The organism is Rufibacter soli, from assembly GCF_054781795.1.
Genome location: NZ_BAAGTS010000002.1, coordinates 2,474,574 through 2,497,322, shown reverse-complemented (window position 1 = coordinate 2,497,322; position 22,749 = coordinate 2,474,574). Strand labels below are relative to the sequence as shown.

At 51.9% G+C, this 22,749-nt stretch carries 21 protein-coding genes; 17 read left to right on the top strand and 4 right to left on the bottom strand.

The genetic code is table 11. The annotated features are described in order from the left end of the window. Window positions 1–2: 2 nt before the first annotated feature. The 12 genes from ACYVJQ_RS12495 to ACYVJQ_RS12440 all read left to right on the top strand — a co-directional run bounded on the left by ACYVJQ_RS12495 (window position 3) and on the right by ACYVJQ_RS12440 (window position 11,572). Complete coding sequence (locus ACYVJQ_RS12495) at window positions 3–434, top strand: GNAT family N-acetyltransferase (RefSeq protein ID WP_460893413.1); 432 nt, start codon at window positions 3–5, stop codon at window positions 432–434. Continuing rightward, window positions 427–2,535, top strand: coding sequence for a ComEC/Rec2 family competence protein (locus ACYVJQ_RS12490; RefSeq protein ID WP_460893412.1), 2,109 nt, complete (start codon window positions 427–429; stop codon window positions 2,533–2,535). Before ACYVJQ_RS12495 ends, ACYVJQ_RS12490 begins: the two co-directional genes overlap by 8 nt. Window positions 2,536–2,742: 207 nt before the next feature. Continuing rightward, window positions 2,743–3,555, top strand: a complete 813-nt coding sequence (locus ACYVJQ_RS12485; RefSeq protein ID WP_460893411.1) for an enoyl-CoA hydratase/isomerase family protein — start codon at window positions 2,743–2,745, stop codon at window positions 3,553–3,555. 147 nt (window positions 3,556–3,702) lie between these two features. Continuing rightward, entirely contained in the window at window positions 3,703–4,152 is a 450-nt protein-coding gene (locus tag ACYVJQ_RS12480) for a sterol desaturase family protein (protein ID WP_460893410.1), read from the top strand. A gap of 29 nt (window positions 4,153–4,181) precedes the next feature. Continuing rightward, window positions 4,182–5,096, top strand: coding sequence for a MerR family transcriptional regulator (locus tag ACYVJQ_RS12475; protein ID WP_460893409.1), 915 nt, complete (start codon window positions 4,182–4,184; stop codon window positions 5,094–5,096). Between the two features lie 453 nt (window positions 5,097–5,549). Then, complete coding sequence (locus ACYVJQ_RS12470) at window positions 5,550–6,065, top strand: sigma-70 family RNA polymerase sigma factor (RefSeq protein WP_460893408.1); 516 nt, start codon at window positions 5,550–5,552, stop codon at window positions 6,063–6,065. A 150-nt stretch (window positions 6,066–6,215) separates the two neighbouring features. Beyond that, on the top strand, window positions 6,216–7,733 hold the full coding sequence (locus ACYVJQ_RS12465; protein ID WP_460893407.1) for a phytoene desaturase family protein: 1,518 nt from the start codon (window positions 6,216–6,218) through the stop codon (window positions 7,731–7,733). Beyond that, window positions 7,733–8,578 (top strand): phytoene/squalene synthase family protein, encoded by an 846-nt coding sequence (locus tag ACYVJQ_RS12460; RefSeq protein WP_460893406.1) that lies wholly within the window; start codon window positions 7,733–7,735, stop codon window positions 8,576–8,578. Before ACYVJQ_RS12465 ends, ACYVJQ_RS12460 begins: the two co-directional genes overlap by 1 nt. 1 nt (window position 8,579) lies before the next feature. Then, window positions 8,580–9,110 (top strand): hypothetical protein, encoded by a 531-nt coding sequence (locus ACYVJQ_RS12455; RefSeq protein WP_460893405.1) that lies wholly within the window; start codon window positions 8,580–8,582, stop codon window positions 9,108–9,110. Next, window positions 9,107–9,814: a lycopene cyclase domain-containing protein gene (locus ACYVJQ_RS12450; protein ID WP_460893404.1), complete on the top strand. Its 708-nt coding sequence runs from the start codon at window positions 9,107–9,109 to the stop codon at window positions 9,812–9,814. Before ACYVJQ_RS12455 ends, ACYVJQ_RS12450 begins: the two co-directional genes overlap by 4 nt. Window positions 9,815–9,819: 5 nt before the next feature. Next, on the top strand, window positions 9,820–10,665 hold the full coding sequence (locus ACYVJQ_RS12445) for a 4-hydroxy-3-methylbut-2-enyl diphosphate reductase (protein WP_460893403.1): 846 nt from the start codon (window positions 9,820–9,822) through the stop codon (window positions 10,663–10,665). 202 nt (window positions 10,666–10,867) lie between these two features. Further along, entirely contained in the window at window positions 10,868–11,572 is a 705-nt protein-coding gene (locus ACYVJQ_RS12440) for a fatty acid desaturase (protein WP_460893402.1), read from the top strand. A gap of 108 nt (window positions 11,573–11,680) precedes the next feature. Here the strand turns inward: ACYVJQ_RS12440 and ACYVJQ_RS12435 are convergent, their stop codons facing one another. The 4 genes from ACYVJQ_RS12435 to ACYVJQ_RS12420 all read right to left on the bottom strand — a co-directional run bounded on the left by ACYVJQ_RS12435 (window position 11,681) and on the right by ACYVJQ_RS12420 (window position 17,000). Beyond that, window positions 11,681–13,555: a M1 family metallopeptidase gene (locus tag ACYVJQ_RS12435; protein ID WP_460893401.1), complete on the bottom strand. Its 1,875-nt coding sequence runs from the start codon at window positions 13,553–13,555 to the stop codon at window positions 11,681–11,683. 194 nt (window positions 13,556–13,749) lie between these two features. After that, window positions 13,750–14,100, bottom strand: a complete 351-nt coding sequence (locus ACYVJQ_RS12430) for a heavy-metal-associated domain-containing protein (protein WP_460893400.1) — start codon at window positions 14,098–14,100, stop codon at window positions 13,750–13,752. Between the two features lie 173 nt (window positions 14,101–14,273). Further along, window positions 14,274–16,487: a TonB-dependent receptor gene (locus ACYVJQ_RS12425; protein WP_460893399.1), complete on the bottom strand. Its 2,214-nt coding sequence runs from the start codon at window positions 16,485–16,487 to the stop codon at window positions 14,274–14,276. 84 nt (window positions 16,488–16,571) lie between these two features. Then, window positions 16,572–17,000 (bottom strand): hypothetical protein, encoded by a 429-nt coding sequence (locus ACYVJQ_RS12420; protein ID WP_460893398.1) that lies wholly within the window; start codon window positions 16,998–17,000, stop codon window positions 16,572–16,574. Between the two features lie 329 nt (window positions 17,001–17,329). Here ACYVJQ_RS12420 and mraZ point away from each other — a divergent pair, with 329 nt between their 5' ends. From mraZ to ACYVJQ_RS12395, 5 genes are read left to right on the top strand one after another with little or no spacing between them, the layout of a single operon-like run. Continuing rightward, window positions 17,330–17,797 carry a division/cell wall cluster transcriptional repressor MraZ gene (gene mraZ / locus ACYVJQ_RS12415; protein ID WP_460893397.1) on the top strand — a complete coding sequence of 156 codons (468 nt, stop codon included), beginning with the start codon at window positions 17,330–17,332 and terminating at the stop codon, window positions 17,795–17,797. A 7-nt stretch (window positions 17,798–17,804) separates the two neighbouring features. After that, window positions 17,805–18,731: a 16S rRNA (cytosine(1402)-N(4))-methyltransferase RsmH gene (gene rsmH, locus ACYVJQ_RS12410; RefSeq protein WP_460893396.1), complete on the top strand. Its 927-nt coding sequence runs from the start codon at window positions 17,805–17,807 to the stop codon at window positions 18,729–18,731. Window positions 18,732–18,770: 39 nt separating this feature from the next. Then, complete coding sequence (locus ACYVJQ_RS12405) at window positions 18,771–19,202, top strand: FtsL-like putative cell division protein (RefSeq protein ID WP_460893395.1); 432 nt, start codon at window positions 18,771–18,773, stop codon at window positions 19,200–19,202. Beyond that, window positions 19,192–21,345 carry a penicillin-binding protein gene (locus ACYVJQ_RS12400; RefSeq protein ID WP_460893394.1) on the top strand — a complete coding sequence of 718 codons (2,154 nt, stop codon included), beginning with the start codon at window positions 19,192–19,194 and terminating at the stop codon, window positions 21,343–21,345. The genes ACYVJQ_RS12405 and ACYVJQ_RS12400 overlap by 11 nt, the downstream gene beginning before the upstream one ends. Continuing rightward, window positions 21,284–22,747 carry a UDP-N-acetylmuramoyl-L-alanyl-D-glutamate--2,6-diaminopimelate ligase gene (locus ACYVJQ_RS12395; protein ID WP_460893393.1) on the top strand — a complete coding sequence of 488 codons (1,464 nt, stop codon included), beginning with the start codon at window positions 21,284–21,286 and terminating at the stop codon, window positions 22,745–22,747. Before ACYVJQ_RS12400 ends, ACYVJQ_RS12395 begins: the two co-directional genes overlap by 62 nt. Window positions 22,748–22,749 lie beyond the last annotated feature (2 nt).

The window sequence follows — 22,749 nt, the reverse complement described above, 5'->3', positions numbered from 1 at the left end:
CCATGAAGATTACGGCCCATAAAATAGAAAGACCAGAAGACCAGGCCGCCGCGTTTAAAATACGGGAAGAGGTGTTTGTGCAGGAACAGAAAGTGCCCGCCGACGCGGAATATGATGCCCATGAACCTACTGCCTCGCATTACCTGGCCAAGGCAGATAATCAACCCGTAGGAGCGGCTCGTTGGCGCCAGACAGAGAACGGCATAAAGCTGGAGCGTTTTGCCGTGCTGGCCCCTTACCGCAGCCAACAGGTGGGCAGTATCCTACTGAACGTCATCATGGAAGATTTGCTGGCCACCCAGCAGGGGAAGAAAATTTACCTGCATGCCCAGCTACGGGCGGTGCCCTTCTATGAGCGCCACGGCTTTGTGAAGTCCGGGCCTATGTTCACAGAATGCGATATCCAGCACTACAAAATGGAGTGGAATGGCTAACCCAGTGGCCACCGGCACCTTGCGTGTGGTGGTAAGCTGTTTGGCAGGGCTCCTGCTGTATTTTGCCATAGGCGGCGGCTTTCCTTATGCAGGGGAGGCCGCCGCTTTTTTTGCGGTTGTTTTTCTGGTGTTGTGGTGGCGGGCCAGAAAACGACCCTTGGCCCACAGGCGACGTAGGGCTGGAGCAGCTGGGTTATTGGCCCTTATGTTACTTACGTTTTGGGTCTGTTTTCAGAAAAATACCCTCAAAACGCTACCAGTGGCCCCAAGCCAGATTACCCACTATAAAGTCACGCTAGTGAAGGCGGTGGCCTTGAAACCAACATCAGTGAATACGGTGGGGCGTCTGGTGGCGGTACGGGCGAAGGGGAAGTGGTATCCTGCGCAAGGGCAGGTCGCGCTTTTCTTTCCGCATTCTCCGGCTGCAGACGGCCTGCAGTACGGGCAACAACTGCTGGTTGCCGGGGCCCTGGTCCCGCCCGCTGGTCCGGCTAATCCTTATCAGTTTGATTACCAAAGGTACCTAGCCCTCAAGCGCGTGCAATGGCAGGCCTACCTAACCCCAGACAAATGGCAGTCCGTTGGGTATGCGCCGCCTAGCCAGGTGGTGGCCTTGAGCCTTAGAGTAAGAAAACAGCTGGAACGGGCTTTTAAAGAAGTGATAGACACGCCCCGAGAAGTAGCTATTTCCCAGGCCCTAATTTTGGGCGTGCAGGATGATTTGGATGCCACCCTGCGCAATGCCTTCGCCCGAACGGGCACCATGCACGTGCTGGCGGTAAGTGGCCTGCACGTGGGTCTGCTGTACGGGGTGCTGCTCTTCCTGCTCAAGCCTTTGAGACGCGGGAGGACTAGTGGCATGGTGGCGGTGCTGATCATCTTAGGTGTTATTTGGTTCTATGCCTTCGTGACGGGTATGTCTACCTCGGTACTGCGGTCGGTGTGTATGTTCACGTTGGTGGAGGTAGGGAAGCTGCTGCGCCGGAAAGCCTCTGTGTTGAATACTTTGGCGGTAGTGGCGGTGGCACTTCTGCAGTATGACCCCTTGTTTCTGTTTGATGTAGGGTTCCAGCTTTCTTTTCTGGCGGTGGCGGGCATTGTGCTGTTGCAACCGCTGTTTTTAAACCTTTGGCGGCCCGAGACAAAAGTGGTACGCTGGGTTTGGGAGCTTTTGGCTATCTCAGTAGCGGCCCAGTTGGCTACGTTTCCATTGAGTCTATATTACTTCCATCAGTTTCCGGTGTATTTCTGGTTGGCCAATCTGGTGGCAGTTCCGGCTACGTCTTTGGGGTTGTATCTGGGGATTGGGTTTATGCTATTATTCTGGGTGCCGTATCTGGGGGCAGTGATTGGCTGGTTCCTGAAATGGACACTTTGGCTATTGAATGAACTGTTACTTTGGCTAGAGACCTGGCCTCACGCGGTATTAGATGGCTTTGTGGTCACCCCGGGTCAGGTGGTGGCGCTGTACCTGCTTCTAGTGTTTGGGGTATTGTTCCTGGTCCGGCGGAGGCTGGGTTGGCTAGCTGGTTCAGTGCTCTGCCTAGCTTTTTTTACCGGCACCGTCATGTCCCAGGCCCATCGGCAGGGACGCACAAAAGAATTGGTGGTGCACAGCGTTCGCAAGAGTAGTGCGGTCAGCCTGGTAAATGGTAGGCAGGTTACGTTTCTGGCAAATTCAGCGTTCCATGCCAATGCTACTGCTTTCGCTTACCAGGTGCAGCCCTATTGGTGGGCCAAAGGCGTGCGGGATACCTTGCATTTTGGACCCGATTTTCAAAAAACGGGCTTAAAACAGAAAACTCCCTATCACAGAACGGCAGAGGGAAATAAGGTACTAGTGTGGCGCGGCAAAAAACTGCTGTGGCTGAAACGCCTGCCCAAAGACCTGGCCCGACCGGTCGCCCTGGATGCCCTGGTGCTGCAACAAAATGTGTGGCTCCCCCTGGACCAACTGCAAGCCACTTTCCTTACCAAAACCATTGTGCTGGACCAAACCAACGCCCGGTGGTACGTGCAACGCAAAGCGCCGGAACTGCGCGCCGCCGGATATCAGGTGCATGTGCTGGAGGAACAGGGAGCCTGGCAGATCAGGTTATGAAATTTCCGTTTTAGGCCTGTTTTTTGAAAAACGGACCTAAAACGGAAACGCGGGAAAGTGCCCTTTCAATAGGTAAAGAACCGGCTTTCTTTTACGGCACATTTTTTTCTTTTGGAGGCCGGAAATGAAGAGTGGAAACTGGCGGCGACTACTCAATTTGGGAAGGACAAAACCTATCTTTCATGGGCTTGCTTCGTACAAAGTAATATGACCAATACGACCATGACTACTTCAGAATCCATTGCGTTACAATATATAGATTACGTCTGCACAGACCGGGTGGGCTACGTTACACTTAACCGTCCCGAGAAACGCAACGCGCTCAATGAGCAGGTAGTAACCGAGCTGAAAGAGGCCTTAGACTACGCTGAGAATGATGAGCAGTGCAAGGTAATTGTGTTGCAGGCCGCCGGACCGGTGTTCTGCGCCGGCGGTGACATGGAGTATATGCAGCAACTGTCTCACCAGTCATTCCAGAAAAATCTGGAGGATTCTACGCACCTCATGCAGCTGTTCTACCAGATCTATACCCTTAAAAAAGTAGTGATTGCCAAAGTGCAGGGCCACGCCATTGCCGGCGGCTGTGGCCTGGCCACAGTATGTGACTTTACCTATGCCGTGCCCTCGGCCAGGTTTGGATACACCGAGGTGAAAATTGGGTTCCTGCCAGCCATTGAGAAAATCTTTCTGCTCCGGAAAATAGGGGAGGCCAAAGCCAAGGAATTGCTCCTGACCGGCGACCTGATCTCCGCGGAAAGGGCCCGGGAAATAGGCCTGGTGACCGAAGTGGTGCCCGAGGAGAACATAAATGCCAGGGTGGACGAAATGGCCCAGCGGCTATGTACCCAAAACTCGGCACAATCTATGGAAACCATCAAAGAGATGATTGCCCACGTGCAGGAATTGCCGCTCAAAGACGCCCTGGAATACGGCGCTGAGCGCAACGCTCTTTCCCGCACCACCCATGACTGCCAACGGGGTTTCCAGGCATTTTTGGACAAGCAGGATATTGTCTGGTAAAAGGCGCCCGCCGACACTTCATTATTTTTGAATAACCTGGGCCGCAGACCGGCCCGCTAAAAATCATATCCTATCCTCTGGAAATCTCCGTATCTTTAAACTTTCTGTTTTATTCAAACAATTAGCTAGCCTTCTGGTTGAGAGAGTATGCTGATCAACGCGGTTATTGTTTTAGGGACTTTTGTAACCATGGAACTGGTGGCGTGGGCGGTGCATAAATATGTCTTGCATGGTATTCTGTGGGGCATCCATGAATCGCACCACAAGAAGCACAACCACCTGTTTGAATTGAATGATGTGTCCTTTGCCTTTTATGGGGTGATTGCGGCGCTTTGTTTCATCTATGGTACAGAAGCACTGGACTACCGGTTCTGGATTGGGGTAGGCATCACCTTGTATGGGGCGGCTTACTTTTTTGTGCATGACTTGTATATTCACCGGCGGGCCAGGCTCTTCGGGAAAACGTCTAACACCTATCTCAGGGCCCTGGACATAGCCCACAAGGTACACCACAAGACCAAAGGCCGTGACGGCTCCCAGTCTTTTGGCATGCTGTGGGTGCACCCTAAATTTTTCAGGATCGCGCGGAAGCATTAATACATCGTTTCTTCTTTAACTCTTCTCCTGTGGCCTACTACTCTATTAAAGAGTTGGAACATCTATCGGGCATTAAAGCCCACACGCTCCGTATCTGGGAACAGCGCTACAACCTGCTGCAACCCAAACGGACGGACACCAATATCCGGTACTATGATGACGCCGACCTTAAGAACCTGCTCAACGTGGCCTTGCTGTACCAGGAGGGGTACAAGATCTCAAAGATAGCCCAACTGCCCCCCACAGAGATTGCCCAGGAAGTGCTCAAACTCACCGACACCAACCTGGGCCAGGACCAGTTCATCAACCAGCTCATAGTGGCCATGGTGGAACTGGACGAGGTGCTTTTTGAGCGGGTGCTGCACCGGGCCATTCTGCAGCTGGGGTTCCCGGCGTCTGTGCGGCAGGTGGTTTATCCCTTTCTGTATAAGATTGGCATGCTCTGGCAAACGGCCAACATCACCCCGGCCCATGAGCATTTCATGAGCCAGTTGATCAGGCAGAAGATGCTGGTGGCCATTGATGCGCTGCCCGTTGCTTCTGGCAAAGATGCGCCCAAAGTTATTCTCTTCCTGCCCGAAGGCGAGTTGCATGAGCTGTCTTTGCTGTTTGTGCATTACCTGTTGCGGTCGGCGGGCTTTTCTACTTTGTACCTGGGCCAGCATTTGCCCTTGCCAGACTTAGCCCGGGCGGCGCAGCAATACAAGCCTACCTATCTGTTTACCGTATTGACTACCCCGGTGCTTAAAGTATCAGTGTTAGAATATTTAACGCAACTGGCAGAAGAAGTGCCGGCCCAGGAAGTACTGGTCTGTGGGGCCCAATTGAATGGCCACTCTGAAAAGGATATGCCCGGCAACGTGCGTTTGTCTTCCTCTATAGATGACCTGGAGTGCTGGATTCAGAAAGTAGCCACCAGTAAAGCAGAGGCTGAGGTGTTTTAAGCCCGTTTTCTGAAAAACAGGCTCAAAACGCCTGGTGCTTCCTTAATTCGGTTTTTATGGATTTTTGTGGGCTTAACTTAACAGTTGGGAAGCAGGCAAGTGACCTTAAACCCAATAGTCTCCTAATGATCAAGTTGCATCTCCAAGCTTATTAACCTCACTTTGGTTTAGCTTTCTTCATTTACCTATATCCTTTTCCCTCCCTGCCGTTTTAAGCCCGTTTTTACAAAAACGGGCTTAAAACGGCAGGGAGTTTTTTCTTTTACTCTTAGTGATATTTAATGTCTCTCTCAGAAATAGAGGGGTTTTATGTAATAAATCACACAATCCATTTAACTATTCTGTTAATTTTTAATTGTGTTTAATATTTAACTAAAAACATTAAACAGAAATTGGCTTTTTTAAAATTAACCTCGTATTGTTGTTTAATAGTTAACCATAATAGTTAAACAAATGACGGCGTTAGAATTTTCTTCAGTAGTTGAAAAATTGGTTCCTACGCTCCGGCCAGCGGCTTATAATCTGACCAGAGACAGTGATGATGCAAAAGACCTGGTGCAGGAAACGCTGCTGAAGGCCCTTGTCAATAAAGATAAGTTTAAAGTGGGCACCAATCTGAAGGCCTGGCTTTACACCATTATGCGCAACACGTTCATTAACCATTACAACAAAGTGACCAAGCGTTCCAGCTCCCTGGATACGGCTGACTATGCACAGTCCTTCCCCGGAGACGAACGCATGGTGGCCGTAAACGGAGCCTCGGGGGCGTTTGCCATGAATGACATTTATGCGGCCATAGAAAAACTTTCTGAAGAGCTGCGCACGCCATTCATGATGTATTACACTGGTTTTAAGTACACTGAGATAGCCGATAAACTTTCCTTGCCCATTGGCACGGTGAAGAACCGTATTCACCTGGCCCGCAAAGAACTCAAGGTGCAACTGGCGCCCTATGCCTCAGGAGATTAACCTGTTACCAGTATTTTAGATCCATTTTTGGCTCTAGTTTATCTTTTACCGGCAGATTATGGTACTGTTTTATGAATTTTGTTTCAGCTATATTATGCGTGAAATACGTAAACAGGTACATCTGCCTGACTTTTCCAAATCCCTACCTGCGTGAGTATCGGTGAAACCAAAAGAAAAATAGTTGTCATAGGGGCCGGCTTTGCCGGCTTGGCGGCCGCTTCCTGCCTGGCCCAGCAGGGCTACGCCGTAACTGTGTTGGAGAAAAACGAAACGCCGGGCGGTAGGGCCCGGGTTTTTTCCGCGGAAGGCTTCACCTTTGACATGGGGCCCAGCTGGTATTGGATGCCAGGCGTGTTTGAGCAGTTTTTCCAAAAATTCGGGAAAACTACCGCCGATTACTATCACTTAGAGAGGTTAGACCCCTCGTACCAGGTTCTATACGCTAAAAACGACACCATGCAGCTTCCGGCGGGCATGCCCGAGTTGGAAGCCCTGTTTGAGTCCCTGGAACCGGGAGCAGCCCTAAAACTGCGCACTTTTCTTAAGCAAGCCGCCTATAAATATGAAGTGGGCATCCAGAACCTGGTATACAAACCCAGTCGCTCCCTCACAGAATTCCTGGACCTGAAACTGATGGTAGACGTGCTGCGCTTGGACGTGTTCCAATCCATGGCTAAGCACGTGCGCAAATATTTCAAACACCCCCGGCTGGTGCAGATCATGGAGTTTCCGGTGCTGTTTCTGGGAGCCTTGCCTGAGAACACCCCCGCGTTGTATAGCCTCATGAACTATGCAGACCTATCTTTAGGTACTTGGTACCCCATGGGTGGCATGCACAAGATCATTGAAGGCATGGTGGCCCTGGCCCAGGAACAGGGAGTAGAGATAAAACTAGGGCAGGAAGTGCAGCGCCTGGAAATGCAAGGAGATGCCATTCGGGCCGTAGTCACCAACCAGGGCACCTTTGAGGCCGAAGTGGTAGTAGGTGGCGCCGATTACCACCACCTGGAGACCCAATTGTTGCCCAAAGAATTTCAGACCTATTCAGATAAATACTGGGACAGCCGCGTCATGGCGCCCTCCTCGCTTATCTTCTACCTGGGCGTAAACCGTAAACTGGAAAACCTGAGGCACCATAATCTGTTTTTTGACGAGGATTTTGGGCCGCACGCCCAAGAGATCTACACCAAACCGGCCTGGCCCACCAAGCCACTGTTTTACGTGTCGGTGCCCTCCAAAACAGACCCATCGGTGGCCCCGGCGGGGATGGAGAACCTTTTTGTGTTGATACCGGTGGCCCCAGACCTGCAAGACACCCCAGACGTGCGCGAGCATTATTATCATCTGGTCATGGAGCGCCTGGAGCGAATCACGGGGCAGGAGGTGAGGCCGCACGTGGTGTTCAAGCGCAGCTACGCCCACCAGGATTTCATCAAGGATTACCACGCTTTTAAGGGCAACGCCTACGGCCTGGCCAATACATTGCTGCAGACCGCGGTCTTAAAGCCCAGCCTGAAAAGCAAGAAAGTACGCAACCTGTTTTACACCGGCCAATTGACTGTGCCGGGCCCTGGCGTGCCACCGTCCCTTATCTCGGGCCAGGTGGTGGCTACTGAAATTGTGAAGGAATTTGCCCCCCAGGAACACCCTTTAACCCACCCCGCCTGATGCTATCAGCCAAGAAACTTTTTGATAACACCACGCTGGAATGTAGTAAGCTCATTACTAAACGCTACAGCACGTCCTTTACACTGGGCATTAAGACGCTGCACCCGCGATTCCATGACGCCATTTACGCCATCTATGGGTTTGTGCGGCTAGCCGATGAGATTGTGGACACCTTTCATATGCATGACAAGGCCCTGCTGCTGGAACGGTTCAAAACTGAGACCACCCAGGCCCTGGCCGAAAAAATCAGCCTAAACCCGGTACTGCACGCGTTCCAGATGGTGGTGCACCAGTACGGCATTGACCAGGAGTTTATTGAAGCGTTCCTGCACAGCATGGAAATGGACCTGGAAGACCACGCCTATGACTGCAGCCTATATGAGGAATACATTTACGGCTCTGCAGAGGTAGTAGGGTTGATGTGCCTGCGGGTTTTCTGCGAAGGCGACCGGGCCCTATTTGACCGCCTGAAAGCGCCAGCCCGCTCTCTGGGAGCGGCGTTCCAGAAAGTGAACTTCCTTAGAGACATCAAAAGCGATTTCCATGACCGGGGTAGGGTGTACTTCCCCGAGATAGATTTCCTTACCTTCTGCAACCAGGACAAAACCGAAATTGAGGCCAATATCCAGCAGGACTTTGACCAGGCCTACCAAGGCATTCTGGGACTGCCCCGTGATACCCGCTTGGGCGTTTATCTGGCGTATATCTATTATTTAAAGCTCTTTAAGAAAATAAAGCAAGTACCTGCCGCCCATATTCTGGCGGAACGCGTAAGAGTGCCTGACAAAACGAAGCTTACTTTGCTGGTAAGTTCGTATATTAGGTACCAGCTTAATACCATTTAACATGTACTTGACTTCTTTGCTTTTATTCTTCTGCTTTTCATTTATCTCTTTCTGGCAATCCGCTGAAACCTACAGCCATAACGCGTTGGTGACCTATTACCAGAAAGCCGCCAAAGATGAGGCCATCGCAGAGGAGTTTCATGCTCTTATGGCAAAGTACAAAGGCAAGGATCCGTTAAAGTTGGGTTACAAAGCGGTGTCAAACGCCATTATGGCTAAACACGCCTGGAGCCCTTACAACAAGATAAAGTTTTTACGCACCTCGGCAGAGGTGTTTGAGCAGGCGGTGGCCCTTGACAATACTGACCCAGAGGTACGGTTTCTGCGGTACTCCATTGAATACAACATTCCCAGGTACCTGAACATGAGCCACCACCTGGAAGATGACAAAAGGGTTTTCATGGCGGCCATGCTCAAGCACCCGCGGTCGGGCATTCCGCTGGAATCCATGAAGATCATGCGCGACTACCTGTTACGGAAAGACCTGGTTTCCGGGGATGAACGGAAACGGGTGGAAAACCTGAACTTATGACCTACATTTACCTCTACCTAAACCTTTTCACCCTCTTTTTCCCGTTGGTGCTGTCTTTTGACCGGCGGGTACATTTCTATACCAACTGGCGCTTTCTTTTTCCGGCCATGGCCCTGAGCGCCCTTTGTTTTATCACCTGGGACATCCTCTTTACCCAGCATGGCGTCTGGGGCTTCAACCCTAAATATCTGGTGGGCATTTACCTGTTTAACCTGCCCCTGGAGGAAGTGCTGTTCTTTGTCACGGTGCCCTATGCCTGCGTTTTTATCTATGAGTGTCTCAACACCTACGTGCGGCGGGAGTGGCTCCAGCCCCTGGCCCCGGCCCTTACCTGGTGCCTGATTATAGGCAATTTGGCGGTGGCGGTTCTTTTCTGGGGCCGATGGTACACCATGTTGACCTGCCTGCTGGTGCCGGTGCTGTTGCTGGCATATTTGGCTGTGTTCAGGTACCAGAAACTGGGGCGATTTTTTCTGGCCTACGCGGTGCATCTGGTACCGTTTTTATTGGTGAACGGGGTTCTGACGGCCCTGCCCGTGGTCTGGTACAACAATGCCCATAATGTGGGCCTTCGGCTCTACACCATTCCGGTAGAAGATACCATGTACTCCATGCTAATGCTCCTGCTGGTGATTCTGCTCTATGAAGTTTTTAAGCTTAAATCACGCGCCCGGGTAAACAAACCCATAGGCGAACTAGTTTAGACGATATGCTTCAGTTACGGGTACATATTGATTCAAATTCTGGCTTCTGTTTTGGGGTGATCTACGCCATACAGATGGCCGAGGAACTGTTGGAAGAGCGCGGCTACCTGTATTGCCTGGGCGATATTGTGCACAATGACGTGGAGGTGGAACGGCTGCAGAAAAAAGGCCTGCGCATCATCAACTATGACACCCTAAAGACCCTTCGGGATGAGAGCGTGCTGATCAGGGCCCACGGCGAGCCGCCCTCTACTTACCAAATGGCCCTGGAGAATAACCTTACCCTGGTGGACGCCTCTTGCCCGGTGGTACTTAAACTGCAGAACCGCATTAAAACCTCCTTTGATAAAAAGGAACAGATCTTTATCTACGGCAAGCACGGCCACGCCGAAGTTTTGGGCCTGCTGGGGCAAACCAGCAATGAGGCCGTGGTCTTCGAGAACCTGGACGAGCTGCTGCGCCATGAATTGCCCCAGAACATCACACTTTACAGCCAAACCACCAAAAGCACCGACAGCTTCTACCGCATCAAAGGCGAACTGGAAACGCGGGGCTATGATGTCTCCGCCAATGACACCATCTGCCGCCAGGTCTCCAACCGTGACAAGGATTTGCGCCAGTTCGCCCAGAAGTTTGACAAAGTGGTCTTCGTGTCCGGTACCAAATCTTCTAACGGCCGCGTACTCTACCAGGTCTGCAAAGACACCAACCCCAACACGTTCTTCGTTTCAAAGGTAGAGGAGCTTCAACCAGACTGGTTTAATGATGGAGATTCCATTGGCATCTGCGGGGCCACTTCTACGCCTATGTGGTTGATGGAAGAAGTGCGGGATACGCTGTTGGCTTTTTGAGGTATCAGGTACAGTCAGTGGAATTGGGGAACTTTACGTTTGAGGGCTGTTTTCTGAAAAACAGGTTCAAAACAGGAAAGATCTTCTAGCACCATATGAAACAAAACCTATCATTAGCTGGTAACTTGCCCCATCTCCTAAGGTAGAGTTGTAACTCCACCTGCAGACTGCCAACAAACAAATTAAAAGAACTGAATCTGTTTTGAGCCTCTTTTTCAGAAAACATGCCGGAATCCTGATCGCGCTGCTTATCCTGGTGGCGTGGGGAGGCCTGTTGTGGTTTCTGCTGCTTTGGCCGGTGCGTTGGCTCTCCCCGCTCACGTATGCGGCCGTGCTGGTGATGATGCATCTCTACACGGGCCTTTTCATTACCGCCCATGACGCCATGCACGGCGTGGTGGCCCCCGGCAAGAAGGGATTGAACATGGCTATTGGTACCCTCACCGCCGGACTTTTCGCCTTTAACTACTATGGCCGGCTGTACCCCAAACATCACCTTCACCACCGTCACGTAGCCACCGACCAGGACCCAGATTACCACAGCGGTAATTTCTTTCTGTGGTTCCTGAGTTTTGCCCGGCAGTACATTACGGTTGTGCAGGTAGTGCTCATGGCCGTGACCTATAACGTGCTGCAGCTTTGGTTTCCGGTGGAGAATATCATTTTGTTCTGGATGCTGCCTGCAGTGCTGGCCACATTCCAGCTATTCTACTTCGGGACGTACCTACCGCATAAGGGCGAACACAGTACAGACAACCCTCATAAATCCTCCACTCAACCCAGAAACCATCTCTGGGCCTTTTTGAGCTGCTATTTCTTTGGCTACCACTATGAGCACCATGACAAGCCTTACCTTCCCTGGTGGAAACTGTACCAGGAGAAAGACCGGCTAACCAAAAGCCAATAACCGTTTTAAGGCCGTTTTTTCAAAAACAGGCGTAAAACAGGAATCCCGTTGAAAGAGAGGTTTCGACTTGCTCTGTCAACGGGATTCCTGTTTCTGGTGCTCTTGTCTTTATTTCACCTCGTAGACATTGTCCTTCGGGTTCACATCAGGAATATGCAGGCCTTTCAGCTCCAGTTTCTTTACGGCTTTGTCTGCCTTGAACTCTACCTGCACCGTGGGATTGCCTTTTTCCCAGACAGAGATTTCCCGCCTAATGGTAGCCGTGCTGTTGTCTGCATAAGTCACCTGTAATTCTACGGGCACTGGTTTGGTGCCTTTGGCCTCCACGGTTACCTGGTATTGGCCGGCCTGTTGCTGTACGTTGGCAATGGCTAAGTCTGGCACACCAGCATCAAAGAACCAGCGTTGCCAGAACCAATTGAGGTTGCGGCCCGCGCCAGCGTTCATAGCGTTGAAAAAGTCCCAGGGCAGGGGATGCTTGCCGTTCCATTGCTGGATGTAGTGGTGCAGGGCCTTGGTAAATAACTCATCACCCAGCAATTGCTTAACGTAGAGGTATCCCATGGCGGGCTTGGGGTAAGAGTTCAGAAAGAAAGGCGTGCCGTTTTGTTGCGTGGATAAGGTCATGATGGGCATGTCGGCCTCGGTGCCGGCGGCCAGGGCGTAGGGCTGCACGCCGTAATCGTCTTTGATCTTGGGGTCAATAATGGGGGAGATAAGCCATTCGCCAATGGTGGCCCAGCCTTCGTCCATCCAGCCGTATTTGGTTTCGTTGGTGCCCATATAGAACGGGAACATGGTGTGGAAGATCTCGTGGTCGGTGAGCATGATGGCGTCCTCGCGGGTTTCCACGGGGTTATCATTCACCATCATGGGATATTCCATCTGGTCCAGGCCATCAAAGACGGTGATGTGGGGGTAGGGGAAGGGCCATTTTGGGAACGTGTAGCTCATGGCCTCCACGGTCTTGCGGGAGAAGTCAATCACCTCCACAAAGTCATGGTGCGCGGGGTTAAACGCCACGTTTACCCGGGTGCGGCGCTTGGTTTTGGGGTCTACTACCAGGCTGGTGCTGTTCCAGAGGTAATGGCTAGAGGTAGCAAACGCGAAGTCCACCACGTTTTCAGCGGTGAATTTCCAGGTATTGCGGGCCTTGCCTGCCGTGATGCCGCCTTTTTTTAGGTCTTTGGCATCAATAACCGCTATGACCTTGTCTTTTTTCTCAGCTTCCTGCAGGCGTTTGGCGTATTTTTTAGAGAGTACCACTTGAGCGTTGGTCAGGTCACCGGTAGCCCAAACCACGAAATCCCTCGGCACGGTGATCTCCGTGGTGAACTGGCAGAAGTCATTGTAGAATTCCTGCGGGCCCAGGTAAGGCGTGCGGTTCCAGCCGTCCACATCATCATACACGGCAATGCGCGGGAAGAAATACGCCACAAAAGCTGACCCCAGGGAGTCTACCTGCCCGGTACGGTTATGGGAACCCTGGTTGAGGGTGTAGTGGTAGGTGATGGAGAACTTCGCTTTTTGCCTGGGCGGTAAGGGCTTGATGCGCAGGGTAAGGTTGGTGCCATCCTGCCGGAGCTTCTGTACGTCCTGTGCTTCCTGGTTCACGGTGAGGCGCTCAATCTGCACGCCTTCGCTCACGTCTTTTGGTTCAATACGGCCGGCCCGCGGGGCACCTTTCTGGTACAGATTGGGATACAGCTTGAACACAATTTGCCTAAGGGTGTCTGGACTGTTGTTGCTGTAGTCAATGTCTACGGTACCGGCCAAGCGGCGCGAGGTGGGGTCATAGTCTACCTTAATGGTATAGTCTGCGGTATTCTGCCAATAGTTCTGGCCGGGCGTGCCGTCCAGGCTGCGGGTGCCTTTCTGGTAAGCTGTTGCAATGTTGCGGGGCATGGGCAGCGATGGCTGAGCTAGGGCGGCAAAGTTACCCAGGGCAAAAGCTAGCAGGAGAAGCGGTTGGGCGAGTTTCATAAGAAACGGTTAGGTCTAGTGATCAGAAGCAAGTAATTGTGCTTTCGTAAAGGTATCGTTTTTCTGGAAGCAGCGGTTTGGGTATAAGAAAAGGAAAACCTGTTTTAGGCCCGTTTTTCGGAAAACAGGCCTAAAACAGGTTCCACGAAAAAAGCCTGCGGTAAGGCAGGCTTTTAAAGTATAAAGAAGGTCGCTTAGTGGACGGCGTCTTTCTTGCAGCACTCATCCAGGCGCTCATAGGCGCGGGGAGTAGCAGGAGAACTATCGGCGTCATACCCTAATTCATTAACCGCTTTCTTCAGTTTATCCGCAGAGGTTTTCTGTCCGTTAAACCGTACCGTCAGGATTTTAGAGTCCACGTCAAGGGTAGCTTTCTCTACGCCTTTCTCATAGGCCAGTCCTTTTTCCAGAGTGGCTTTACACATACCGCATACCGCCGAGGTCTTGATTTTCACTTCCTGGCCTTTGGTGCCGTCCTGGGCAAAGCTAAGGGTAGCGGAAGCGGTTAAAACGAAAGAAAGCATCCAGAGTTTAAGGGTCTTCATTTTTAAAATTGTTAAGGGTTAAAGGTATAAGGTAAAAGTTGGTTTTTCTGTTTGAACCTGTTTTGCCAAAATCGGGCCAGAAACGGGTTTTATGGTTGATTGTTGATTGCTAATTGTTCTTTTCTCTGCAGGTTAAATTCAACAATCAGCAATCAACAACTAACAATAGACAATTATTTAATCGTAAACCGAAGGCCTCCGTAGATAACCCGGCCCATGATAGGGGCCCAAACCATGCTGGCATCAAAGTCCTGGCTGAAGGGCCTGTCGGCGGCAATAATAGGGTCTTTTTGTTTATAGCCCAACAGGTTCTCGCCGCCCACATATACTTCCCAGCGTTTGAAAGCCCGCGTGATTTGCCCATTAAACAACGCGTAAGGGCTAACAGTTCGCGTGCGCAGGTTTCCTTCCAGTTGTTGCTCCAGCATGGGCACCGTTCTGGGGCCAAACCATTGAGCGGTCAGGTCGGCGCGCCATTTGTCAAAGGGCGTCGCGAAGCCCAGGTTCAGGAAGGCGCGGTGGTTAGGGATGAACGGGCGCGACTCCAGTTGTCCGTTGTAGGTAGAGCGCACGTCAAAGTATTTGTAGGCTGCCTTCACGTCCAATAGCTCGGTGAGTTCATACTGCAGTTCCGCCTGAAAGCTTTTGGAGAACGAACGGCCCTCCAGGTTGGAAAACACCACCTGATTAGGGCTGCTGTACATGTCGGGTACCACCTGGTTCTGGAACGTGGTATAATAGTAATCCGTGATGAAGGCACCTTTGCGCTCGCCCACCTCAAAGTACTGGGTAAAGCTTCCGCCCAGGTTCCAGGCTTTCTCGGGTTGCAGGTTCTCCTGGAAAATAAATTCGCGGTTACTGATCAACGATGCCACATTCTCGGCAATGGGGTTGGCTACCCTAAAGCCTTTGCCCGCCGCCAGACGCACAATGGAATTAGGGTTGAAATCATACTTCACGTTGAAGCGCGGGGTGTACACCCAGCCGTACAGGTTGTGGTGGTCGGCGCGCAGGCCGCCTACCAGCGTCAGGTTTTTGCTGTTTTGGTACACGTACTCAAAGAAGGCGCCCGGCACCCGCTCCTGGCGCTTGAGTTCCTGCCCAGCCAGAGTTTCCTGATAGTTTTCCACCTGGTAGCTCAGCCCGGTCTTATAGGTATGGGCGGTATTTCCAAACGCCGACTGGAAAATGAGGTTAGCCAGGCCACTGTTCTGGAAACCATTGTAGGTTCTGGGCCCGTAATGCGAATCAAACTGATGGCGTCCCGCCGATAAGATCAACCCGATGCTTTGGTAAGGCCGGTTCTTGAACGTGTAGGAGGTTTTGGAAAAGCCACTCACCCGCTCGGTCTCAGACTGGGTACCGTAGAAGCTGCCTTCCTGCTGGGGCATGCCCGCACGGAAGTTTACCTGACCACCGGTGCGGGTCTCCTGTAAGGCCTGCAGGCCTACTTCGGCCACAATACGCTTTTTGCTATTGAATTTCCACTTGTTGAACACGTTATAGTGCTTGCCCAGCGGCAGGTCCAGGAAACCATCCTTGTTGTCATCTACGCGGTTGGCCAATTGGTCTGTGTGCAACATAAGCACGGTGCTCAGCTTGGGAGTGAGGGTAAAAGAGGTGTTTATGTTGGCATCCCATTTGGCCAGGCTGTTGCCGTACAGGTTCACGTATAGGCGGTCAGATTTCTCGGAGTCTTTTAACCGCACGTTCACCTGACCCGAGATGGATTCATAACCGTTCAACACTGAGCCCGTTCCCTTGATAATGTCAATGGCCTCTATATAGGTACCAGAGAGATAGTTCAAGCGGTAAGGGGTAGCCAGCCCGCGCAGGGCAGGCACGTTGTCGGTGGTCATTAAGGTATAGGAGCCATCCAGGCCCAGCATCTGAATCTGCTTGGCCCCGGAGACCGCGTCTGAGGTGGAAACCTCCACCGAAGCGTTGGTTTCAAAGCTCTCGGCCAGATTACAGCACGCTGATTTGGTTAAATCCATGGCTGTGATCACCTGCGAGTTGGTAGGGCTGAGCGCCGAATACCGGTCTTGCTTGCCGGTAATGGTCACTTCCTGGATGGAGGTAATGGATTGCAATTTCACGGTAAGGCTCGCTTGACCCGCCACTTGCACCGTGTCGGTTTTATAGCCCAGGTAGCCCACTACCAAGGACTTTTGCCCAGCAGGGGCTGGCTGAAGGGAGAAGTGGCCGTTAGCATCGGTGATGGTGGCTACGTTGGTGCCCAGCCAGATAACCGAGGCGCCTATTAGGGGTTGAGCATTTGCCGCATCCACTACGCGGCCAGAAAGGTTCTGTCCCATTCCTATGAAAGGAACCAGCAACCAAAAAAGTGTCATGGCGCTAAACGCCTGACGGGTATTAAAAGACATGGGAATGGTAATTTAGGTATAAACATCTTTTCAGGGGCAGCAGCACAGGAAGGTGGGCTACCGCCAGGTCTGGAAAAGAAGAACCTAAATATTAAGAATGTGCAGGCGCTGAAGTAACTGACGCCCAGCCAATGGCGGGGAAGAATCAGAATACAACGGCCAGGCTACCTGGGTGGCAAGAGCCGAAAAACCAGGCTGTGAAAAGAAACTAGTCGGTACAGAAAGGATTACCGGGAATTGCACCTTTGAAGAAGGCGCGGAAGAAACCACCTCTAGCTTCTGGTAGGTGGTAGAAAACGTACAGCACGGTTTCTTGATAAAACGGGGCGCCTTTTCAGGGCAGGAGTCAGCGGCTTTCTTAGAGCAGCATTTCATGTCCTCCATTTTCTGGTCGGCCCCCGCAGTGGTACTCAACATGGCGCAGAAACGCTGGGTTGCCGCCACACCCACAGAACCCGTGAGCAGGCTAAAAACCAGAAGTAAAAGCACCAAATGTGAGAGTTTTACCCGCATGGCACAAAGATATGGTTTTTTGACCCACTTTCTGCCACCTTTCCACCACTTTGCTAAATGACGCCTCTGTGATTAGAGGATTAAAACACAACTAATTGATAATCAGTTGATTGAGTGTTTTTCACGCATATTTTAAGAAATATTCCAGAATGGTTATCCAAAAGTTTTCCCAAAATGGGGGAGCAAGAATGTGGATAATGTGTATAAGTGGGGTGGATAACCATGATTTATCCACAAAGTGGGAAAAAGTGGGAGACCGTGGTTGACTTTGCCTTACCCTTTAGTACTTTTGTTTTGTACCAAAGACTCTCGTCACCACCTCCAGAACCATGAACTTCCTCTCCGGCGAATACGAATGTAAGCTAGACCCGAAGGGACGATTGGTGTTGCCTGCTAAAATCAAGGCCAACCTGCCAGATGAGTGCGGGAACCAGGTGGTGTTAACCCGGGGCTTTGAGCCTTGCTTGGTGCTGTACCCTAAAACCGAATGGAAAACCATCTATGACAAGGTGGCCAGCCTAAACGAGTTCAATGAGGAGTACCGCCATTTCCAACGGAATTTCTTTAGGGGTAACACCGAGATTGAACTGGATGCTGCCGGCCGCTTTATCTTGCCGCGCACCATGGTGCGTTACGCCGAGATTGAGAAAGACGCCATTGTGATAGGGCTGGGCAACCGTGTGGAGATCTGGAACCCAGACAAGTACGACGCCTTCTTAATCAAAGACCAGCAAAACTTCTCCCAGTTGGCGCAGAAGTTCCTCGGTGACCAACCGAGTTCCCCCATAATAGACTAATCCGCCCATGCAGTACCATCAACCCGTGTTGTTACAGGAATCGGTAGATGCGTTGGCCATAAAACCCGGCGGCATTTACGTAGACGTCACCTTTGGCGGCGGCGGCCACTCTGCCCATATTCTGAGCAAGATGCAGGGCGGTCAGCTCTATTCCTTTGACCAGGATACGGATGCCGAGCAACAAGCCGAAAAGCTAATATCTGACCAATTCACGTTTGTAAAGGCTAACTTTCGGTACCTCAAAAAGTACCTGCGCCTGTACGGCGTAAAGCAAGTAGACGGCATCCTGGCAGACCTGGGTGTTTCCTCCCACCAGTTCAACACCGCCGAGCGCGGCTTTTCCACCCGTTTTGAAGGTCCTCTGGACATGCGCATGGACAAGGACAGCCCCGTGAGTGCCAAACAGGTGATCAATGAGTATTCAGAGGAGCATCTGCACCGCATTTTTGGCATGTACGGCGAGGTGAAGAACGCCAAGACCCTGGCCCGTGAAGTTGTCTCTGCCCGAAACGTGCAACCCATTGAGACCATCAGTGATTTCAAGAAGGCCATTGCCGGCTGCACGCCCCGGGGCAAGGAGAACAAGTACCTGGCCCAGGTGTTCCAGGCCTTGCGCATTGAGGTGAATGATGAGATGAAGGCCCTGGAAGAGATGCTGGAGCAGGCGGTAGAGGTATTGAAACCCGGCGGAAGGCTGTCAGTGATCTCTTACCATTCGCTGGAAGACCGGCTGGTGAAAAACTACATTGCCAAGGGCAAGTTCTTTGGCGAGGTAGAGAAGGACTTCTTCGGGCATGAAATCAAACCCCTGGACTCTGTGACGCGCAAGCCTATTGTACCCGGCGCCCAGGAGTTGCAGGAAAATAACCGGTCCCGGAGCGCCAAGCTCAGGGTGGCCGTAAAAAGGGAGACGCAGGAATCGTCAAAAAAGTAGAGAGGAAGAAGGGATAGAAGACACTTTTACGATTTGATCATGGCAGTGAATACGGTACGTCCGCAAGTGAATCGGCCGAAGGCAAACACCCTGCGGGAGGTGCCTAAGGTTGAGAAGCCGCGCCCGCCGCGCCAGAAAGGCACCAGTCTTTTTGAGCTGCTGGAGCGCTATACCAAAGTAGACTGGTTTTTTGCCGACGGTCTGCCGGTGCGCTATTTGCCGAAGGTGCTGTTTCTGATGGGGATCACCCTGTTTTATATCGGTAATACCCATTACGCAGACCGCACGCTGCGCCGCATTGACAAAACCAAATCAGAGACCGAAGACCTTCGTGCGGATTATACCACGCTTAAGTCTGAATATATGGAGGCCAGCAAGCAATCTGAGGTAGCCCGCAACGTGGCGGCCTCTGGTCTGGTGGAAAGCTCCACTCCCCCCATTCAAGTAGTTATCAGGAAAGATGAATATTAAGAAGTCTATCGTCACGCGGGTGAGGATAGCCTTTTTGGCTATCTGTCTTTTTGGGTTCGCGATTATATTTAAAGTAGGGCACATTCAGTTCAAGGAAGGAGACCGCTGGCGCGAGATTGCCAACGAGAAACGCTTCCATTACCAGCCCGTAACGGCTACCCGCGGGAACATCTACTCAGATGATGACCGTATCCTGGCCACCTCGCTGCCGTTTTACCGCGTGGCCTTTGATCCTACCATTTCCCCGGATGATATCTTCGCCAAGGGTATTGACTCGCTGGCTATCCAGCTTTCTCGCTTTTATGGGGACCGCTCGGCCGAATACTACCGGCAGAAAATAAAGAATGCTCGCAGCGCCAGCCGCAAATACGTGCGTTTGAACAGCCGCCTTATCAATTACCAGGACAAGAAGATGATGGCCAAATGGCCCATTTTCAGAGCCGGGAAAAACAAAGGAGGCGTGATCTTTGAAAAGCTGGACCGTAGGTTCATGCCGTTTGGGTCATTGGCTAAGCGTACCATTGGATTTATCAATGAGAACCGCAAAGGGGCGGGGCTGGAGTTCAGCTTTAACCGCCACCTGTCTGGCAAAGACGGTGAGGCCCTGTTTGAGCGCATGGCCGGCGGTAACAAACCTATCAATGACGGCACCGAGGTGAAGCCTATGCCAGGCTTTGACGTGCAGACCACCATTGACATTAACCTACAGGACGTAGCAGAGAATGCCCTGAACCGCGCTTTGACCCTCAATGACGCGGCCCACGGCTGCGTGATTCTGATGGAGGTAAGCACCGGCCGCATCAAAGCCATTGCCAACCTGGGCCGCCAGAGCGAAGGCGTGTACGTGGAGGATTACAACTACGCCGTGGGGAACCAGGGCCGGACCGAGCCAGGTTCTACCTTTAAGCTGGCCTCTATGATGGCCCTGCTGGAAGAGACGGATATGAAGTTAACAGATACCGTAAACACTGGGGTTGGTTCTGAACGTATTGGCGGTGCCGTGAAAACAGATACGCACGGGTACGGCAAAATCACGCTGCAACAGGTATTTGAGAAGTCTTCTAACGTAGGCGTGGCCAAGCTCATTCAACAGACCTTTGAGAAAGACCCCCAAAAGTTTGTGGATTACCTGCACAAATTTGGGTTGCACCAACCGCTTGGTTTCCAGATGAACGGGGAGGCCGTGCCGTATATCAAATCGCCTAAAGACCGCAGTTGGAGCCGTCCGTCGCTTTCCACCATGTCTATTGGGTATGAGTTGAAGCTTTCTCCCTTGCAGACGCTGGCTTTCTACAATGCCGTGGCCAACAACGGCGTGAAAGTGCAGCCCATGATCGTGAAAAGCATTAAGCGCGCCGACCAGATCATTGAGCAGTTTGATACCAAAGTATTGATCCCCAAGATCTGCTCTGATGAAACCTTAAGCCAGCTCCGCCAGATGATGGAAGGCGTGGTAGAGAAAGGAACTGGTAAAAACGTGCGCAGCACTGACTACAAGGTGGCTGGTAAAACGGGTACGGCCCGTAAAGTAATCAACGGAAAATACACCCGTAAGTACTCTACTTCGTTTGTGGGCTATTTCCCGGCAGACAGACCAAAATACAGCTGTATTGTCATCATTGACAACCCACAGAAAAATGCTCAGTACGGGGGTGACGTAGCGGCCCCGGTTTTCAGGGAGCTTGCTGATAAAGCCTATGCCCAGGATCTGGCCATTCATGCTCCTATGGTGCGTAAACCGGCCGGGGTGCAGCCTAAGTTACCGGCCCTGCATGCCGGAAGCCAGGAGGAACTGACCTTGCTTTGCAACAAACTGGGAGTAAGTGCCCACCCTATTAGCCCAGAGGAAGACTGGGTACGGGTAGACACCCAGAAACAATCTGTTGCCCTGAAACCGGTGCCCGTGAAGATGGGCCAGGTACCTGACGTAACCGACATGACTTTGAAAGACGCCTTGTACCTGCTGGGAAACCATGGCATCAAGGTGCGGGCCATAGGCATGGGGCGGGTGCAGAGCCAAAGCCTTCTCCCCGGAGAGCCCATTGCCAAAGGATCAATTATTACTCTTACACTTAGTAGAAATGGCGCAACTAGAACACCTTCTTCAGGTACTCCAGCCAACGCAATTGCTCGGGCCCTCTAACCCCGAGCTTTCTGCGTTAACCATGGATTCTCGCCAGGCGGGTCCGGGCGTGGCTTTCTTTGCGATCAAGGGCACCCTGCGGGACGGCCATGACTATATTGATGCCGCTGTGGCGCAGGGCGTTTCAGCGGTGTTTTGCGAAAAACTGCCTCAAAACGTCCCAGACTCGGTTACGTTTGTACAGGTAGCAGATGCCGCTGAGGCCATGGGCTTGGTAGCGGCTGCCTTTTACGGAAACCCATCCCAGAAACTGAAACTGGTAGGGGTGACCGGCACCAATGGTAAAACCACCTGCGTGACTCTGCTACACAAGCTGTTCCGGGATCTGGGCTACAACGCCGGGTTAATCTCTACGGTCCAGAACCAGATCAACGAGACGGTCATTCCTGCTACGCATACCACCCCCGATGCTATTACCCTACAGGCTTTATTGGCCCAGATGGTAAGCGCCGGCTGTACCCATGCCTTTATGGAGGTGAGTTCGCATGCCTTGGTGCAACACCGCGTAACCGGCGTGCAGTTTGCCGGGGCCGTGTTCACCAATATCACCCATGACCACCTGGACTACCACGGTACTTTTGACGAGTACATCAGGGCCAAGAAGCTGTTCTTTGATCACCTCAACAAAAAGGCCTTCGCGCTGGTGAACTCAGATGACAAGCGCGGGATGGTCATGCTTCAAAACACCAAAGCCACCAAATACTCCTACGCCCTTCGTAAGGAAGCCGATTTCAAGGCCCGGCTGCTGGACAATACCATTCAGGGACTGCAGTTGGAGCTTGATGGCCAGGAAGTGTGGTTCCGGTTGATTGGTACGTTCAATGCCTACAATATTTTGGCCGTGTATGGTGCAGCGGTTTTGCTGGGCGAAGACAAAATGGAGGTGTTATCCAGCCTTTCCAACCTTACTTCGGCGGCTGGCCGGTTTGACTATGTAGTTTCTTCTGGCCAAATCACGGGCATTGTGGACTATGCCCACACCCCAGACGCCCTGGAAAATGTATTGCAGACCATTCAGCAGATAAGGAAACCAGCGCAGAAAGTGATCACCATTGTGGGGTGTGGCGGAAACCGCGATGCGGCCAAGCGCCCCGTCATGGCAGACATTGCCGCCCGCCTGAGTGACCGCGTGATCCTGACCTCAGACAATCCCCGCGACGAAGAACCCCAGGAAATCCTGAACCAGATGCAGGCTGGCGTAAAAATGACCGATCTTAAAAAGTCGCTTTCGGTGGTAGACCGGCGTGAGGCTATTAAAACCGCGGTGCTTCTAGCCGAAGCAGAGGATATTATTCTGGTGGCCGGCAAAGGCCATGAGACTTACCAAGAGGTGAGAGGCGTACGGTCGCCGTTTGATGACAAGCAGATTTTGCTGGAGACCTTTGAATTGTTGCAGAAATAACC

Excerpts from the sequence above, each read along its gene's own strand:
- ACYVJQ_RS12495 (WP_460893413.1), top strand. The coding sequence starts at position 3 with ATGAAGATTACGGCCCATAAAATAGAAAGACCAGAAGACCAGGCCGCC.
- ACYVJQ_RS12490 (WP_460893412.1), top strand. The coding sequence starts at position 427 with ATGGCTAACCCAGTGGCCACCGGCACCTTGCGTGTGGTGGTAAGCTGT.
- ACYVJQ_RS12485 (WP_460893411.1), top strand. The coding sequence starts at position 2,743 with ATGACCAATACGACCATGACTACTTCAGAATCCATTGCGTTACAATAT.
- ACYVJQ_RS12480 (WP_460893410.1), top strand. The coding sequence starts at position 3,703 with ATGCTGATCAACGCGGTTATTGTTTTAGGGACTTTTGTAACCATGGAA.
- ACYVJQ_RS12470 (WP_460893408.1), top strand. The coding sequence starts at position 5,550 with ATGACGGCGTTAGAATTTTCTTCAGTAGTTGAAAAATTGGTTCCTACG.
- ACYVJQ_RS12460 (WP_460893406.1), top strand. The coding sequence starts at position 7,733 with ATGCTATCAGCCAAGAAACTTTTTGATAACACCACGCTGGAATGTAGT.
- ACYVJQ_RS12455 (WP_460893405.1), top strand. The coding sequence starts at position 8,580 with ATGTACTTGACTTCTTTGCTTTTATTCTTCTGCTTTTCATTTATCTCT.
- ACYVJQ_RS12450 (WP_460893404.1), top strand. The coding sequence starts at position 9,107 with ATGACCTACATTTACCTCTACCTAAACCTTTTCACCCTCTTTTTCCCG.
- ACYVJQ_RS12445 (WP_460893403.1), top strand. The coding sequence starts at position 9,820 with ATGCTTCAGTTACGGGTACATATTGATTCAAATTCTGGCTTCTGTTTT.
- ACYVJQ_RS12435 (WP_460893401.1), bottom strand. The coding sequence starts at position 13,555 with ATGAAACTCGCCCAACCGCTTCTCCTGCTAGCTTTTGCCCTGGGTAAC.
- ACYVJQ_RS12430 (WP_460893400.1), bottom strand. The coding sequence starts at position 14,100 with ATGAAGACCCTTAAACTCTGGATGCTTTCTTTCGTTTTAACCGCTTCC.
- ACYVJQ_RS12425 (WP_460893399.1), bottom strand. The coding sequence starts at position 16,487 with ATGTCTTTTAATACCCGTCAGGCGTTTAGCGCCATGACACTTTTTTGG.
- ACYVJQ_RS12420 (WP_460893398.1), bottom strand. The coding sequence starts at position 17,000 with ATGCGGGTAAAACTCTCACATTTGGTGCTTTTACTTCTGGTTTTTAGC.
- mraZ (WP_460893397.1), top strand. The coding sequence starts at position 17,330 with ATGAACTTCCTCTCCGGCGAATACGAATGTAAGCTAGACCCGAAGGGA.
- rsmH (WP_460893396.1), top strand. The coding sequence starts at position 17,805 with ATGCAGTACCATCAACCCGTGTTGTTACAGGAATCGGTAGATGCGTTG.
- ACYVJQ_RS12405 (WP_460893395.1), top strand. The coding sequence starts at position 18,771 with ATGGCAGTGAATACGGTACGTCCGCAAGTGAATCGGCCGAAGGCAAAC.
- ACYVJQ_RS12400 (WP_460893394.1), top strand. The coding sequence starts at position 19,192 with ATGAATATTAAGAAGTCTATCGTCACGCGGGTGAGGATAGCCTTTTTG.
- ACYVJQ_RS12395 (WP_460893393.1), top strand. The coding sequence starts at position 21,284 with ATGGCGCAACTAGAACACCTTCTTCAGGTACTCCAGCCAACGCAATTG.